This window comes from Mesorhizobium sp. M7A.F.Ca.US.014.04.1.1 (assembly GCF_003998745.1).
In the GTDB taxonomy this organism is placed as follows: Bacteria; Pseudomonadota; Alphaproteobacteria; order Rhizobiales; family Rhizobiaceae; genus Mesorhizobium; species Mesorhizobium ciceri.
In genome coordinates, this window is the sequence record NZ_RZRW01000664.1 from 1 (window position 1) to 2,881 (window position 2,881).

The following is a 2,881-nucleotide window of genomic DNA, read 5'->3' on the forward strand; positions in this document are numbered from 1 at the left end:
CGATACGCTCGCCAATGACCGAATTGACCACGAACAGCCCCAGGAAGCTGGTCACATCAGGGCTTTCCCAATCGCCGTCCATGTAGGATTCGGCTACGCCGATCGTGCCGCCGGAAAAGGCGCGGCCGGGCAAGCGCCAATTCTTCAGCACCAGTTCGGCATCTGGGCCAGGTCCCTTGCCGCCGACGAGGACGGCGCGGCCGTCCGGCAGCCTCACCTTGAGCGAACCGCGCGGCAGGTTCATCGCCGCCGACAGCACCATGCGCGCTTTCGCCGGCAGACCTTTGACGATCTCGGCGAAATTGAACTCATCGAGCCTGACCGCGTCGCTCAATGCTGCGCCAAAAAGTTCCTTTTGTGCCATCTCGTGCCCCCTGGATTTCCGCGGTGTCGGGGCAGATTGCCGAGCCACGGTTCTCTTGGATCATTCGCCAGCTTCGAACGCCGTTGCCGGTCCCGGGCGCTGACCGGCTCAGTGACGGGCGGGCTCGAATGAAACACGCGCTCTTTTACCAGAGCTTTAGCGCTTCCCAGTGAATCCCTGCGGCGATCTTCCACGTCATGCGGCGAAACTTCAAGAGGCAGGCCGCAAGCGGGGCTGTGCCACGCGGAATGCTTGCGCCAGCGAGAATCCGCTTTTTTGCACAGCAAAGGCCGAGCGCGCAAAAAACGCCTATGGTCGCAGAATTGCTCGTGCGATAGATCTAGCCATGCGTTATGTAATCGTCATTGCCGCCATCGCGTTTTTCCTGATCTGGGATGGCATGTACAATCAGGGCCGCTATCTCGACACAACAGTGAGAGAGCTTAGCCATGTTGTGCGATATGTTACCGGCAGAGCTTAACTCCAGTGGCGGCAGCCGCGACATCCTAGTCGATTGACGCCAACGTCCTGCCGTCACAAAAGACCCCAGCATTTTGATCGAGGAGGCGGGGTTGATCCGGCATATCGTTTTCTTCAGCGCGCGGCGAAAAGAGGATGTCGAGGCTGTGCGCACCGGCTTGCTGGCGCTCGGCAACATTCCTCATTCCAGCCTGTTCGAGGTCACGCTCAACACCAAGGTGGATCCGCTGTCGGACGAGGTCGACGTGGTCGTCTATGCGGAGTTCGCCGATGACGCCGCGCTGGCCGCCTACAAGGCGCACCCGCTCTATGCGCAGACCACCAGCAAGGTCAAACCGATGCGCGAACTGCGCTATTCCGCCGATGTCATTGCCGGAAGCTGATCGAGGCTTTGTCCCAACTGGTGCCTTTTTCGACGTCCGGTGAACTGGCGGGGGCGAAATGGCCGGGATTGCGATCAAGTCTTGAACCGATTTGCGGAATGATGCACATCGCGGCTGCATGACCCGAACCATCACTGGCACTCATCCGCTCGATCACCTGGTGCTGCCAACGCAGAGCCTTGAGGTGGCGCGAGCCCGGCTCGCCGCGCTTGGCTTCGTCGTGGCCCCGACCGGCATCCATCCCTTCGGAACGGAAAACTGCTGTGTTTTCCTGGCCGACGGCACGTATCTCGAACCGCTGGCGGTCGGCGACGAGCAGGTGGCGGCAAAGGCTATCGCGGACGGCAATGTCTTCGTCACGCGTGATCGCGCCTATCGCGACAGCAACGGCGACGAGGGGTTTTCCGCCATTGTTCTAGGTACGGGCAATGCCGATGCCGACCATGCACGCTATGTCGATGCCGGCATCTCGGCGGGAGACATGCTGGGGTTTTCTCGCCCTTTCACCGACCCGGCCGGCAAGAGCGACATCGCATCGTTCAAGCGCGCTTTCGCGGCCGGAGCCAAAGCCACGGACGCCTTCCTGTTTGCCTGCGAGCGGGTCAACGCGCCTGATGTCGACCGCGCGGCTTTGCCGGCCCACGCCAACGGCGCGACCGGAATTGTCGATATCTTGGCGGTCAGCGATGCGCCTGGAAAGCAGCATGAGTTGATTTCTATCTCGGTGGATAATCCGGCCGCCGAAAGGCAGGGCGGCATGTTTTCCCTGCCGAATGCAGATTTGAGCGTGCTTGACCGCGCGGCTTTCACCGCGCGCTTTGGCCTGCCGGCCGGCGCGCCGACAGATCTACGCTTCGCAGCGGTGGTCTTTTCGGTTCGGAACGCCAATGTGACATCGAGGCTGCTTGCGGCCAATTCCATCCAACACGATATAGCGGGCAATGATATTGTCGTGCAGCCTGCACCCGGACAGGGCGCGGCTTTCATCTTCCGGGAGACCAAATGAACAAGCCCGTCGCGCCCAATTCAGCGGTAATTGTCGGCAATGTCGTCTTCGACAACAAGGCGGCTCTGTCGCTGATCGCCGGCCCGTGCCAGTTCGAGTCGCGTCAGCACGCTTTCGACATGGCCGGCGCGCTGAAGGAACTGACCGGCAGGCTCGGAATAGGCCTCGTCTACAAGACCAGCTACGACAAGGCCAACCGCACCTCGCTGTCGGCGACGCGCGGCGCCGGCATGGACGCGGCACTTCCCGTCTTCGACGAACTGCGCAAGGAATTTTCGCTCCCGGTGCTGACCGATGTCCACACCGAGGAGCAGTGCGCCATCGTGGCGCCGCATGTCGATGTCCTGCAGATTCCGGCTTTCCTGTCGCGCCAGACCGACATGCTGGTCGCCGCGGCGAAAACCGGCAAGGTCATCAACGTGAAGAAGGGACAGTTCCTTGCCCCCTGGGACATGAAGAACGTCGTCGCCAAGATCACCGGATCCGGCAATGCCAATGTGCTGACCACCGAGCGCGGTGCTTCTTTCGGCTACAACACGCTGGTCTCCGACATGCGCGCTTTGCCTGTCATGGCAGAGATCGGCGCGCCGGTGATCTTCGATGCGACCCATTCGGTGCAGCAGCCGGGCGGGGTGGGCGGCTCCTCGG

At 61.6% G+C, this 2,881-nt stretch carries 3 protein-coding genes and 1 pseudogene; 3 read left to right on the forward strand and 1 reads right to left on the reverse strand.

The window, feature by feature from the left end:
• Positions 1–364: pseudogene (locus EOA22_RS29550) on the reverse strand (SAM-dependent methyltransferase); the annotation flags it as partial.
• 572 nt (positions 365–936) lie between these two features.
• Between EOA22_RS29550 and EOA22_RS29555 the strand changes: the two are divergent.
• The 3 genes from EOA22_RS29555 to kdsA all read left to right on the forward strand — a co-directional run.
• Positions 937–1,227 carry a Dabb family protein gene (locus tag EOA22_RS29555; RefSeq protein ID WP_027163379.1) on the forward strand — a complete coding sequence of 97 codons (291 nt, stop codon included), beginning with the start codon at positions 937–939 and terminating at the stop codon, positions 1,225–1,227.
• Positions 1,228–1,345: 118 nt separating this feature from the next.
• Positions 1,346–2,233, forward strand: coding sequence for a VOC family protein (locus tag EOA22_RS29560; RefSeq protein WP_127390434.1), 888 nt, complete (start codon positions 1,346–1,348; stop codon positions 2,231–2,233).
• Positions 2,230–2,881, forward strand: a 652-nt coding sequence (gene kdsA / locus EOA22_RS29565; RefSeq protein WP_127390435.1) for a 3-deoxy-8-phosphooctulonate synthase, incomplete at its 3' end; no start/stop codon positions are given. The genes EOA22_RS29560 and kdsA, both read left to right, overlap by 4 nt.

Excerpts from the sequence above, each read along its gene's own strand:
- EOA22_RS29560 (WP_127390434.1), top strand. The coding sequence starts at position 1,346 with ATGACCCGAACCATCACTGGCACTCATCCGCTCGATCACCTGGTGCTG.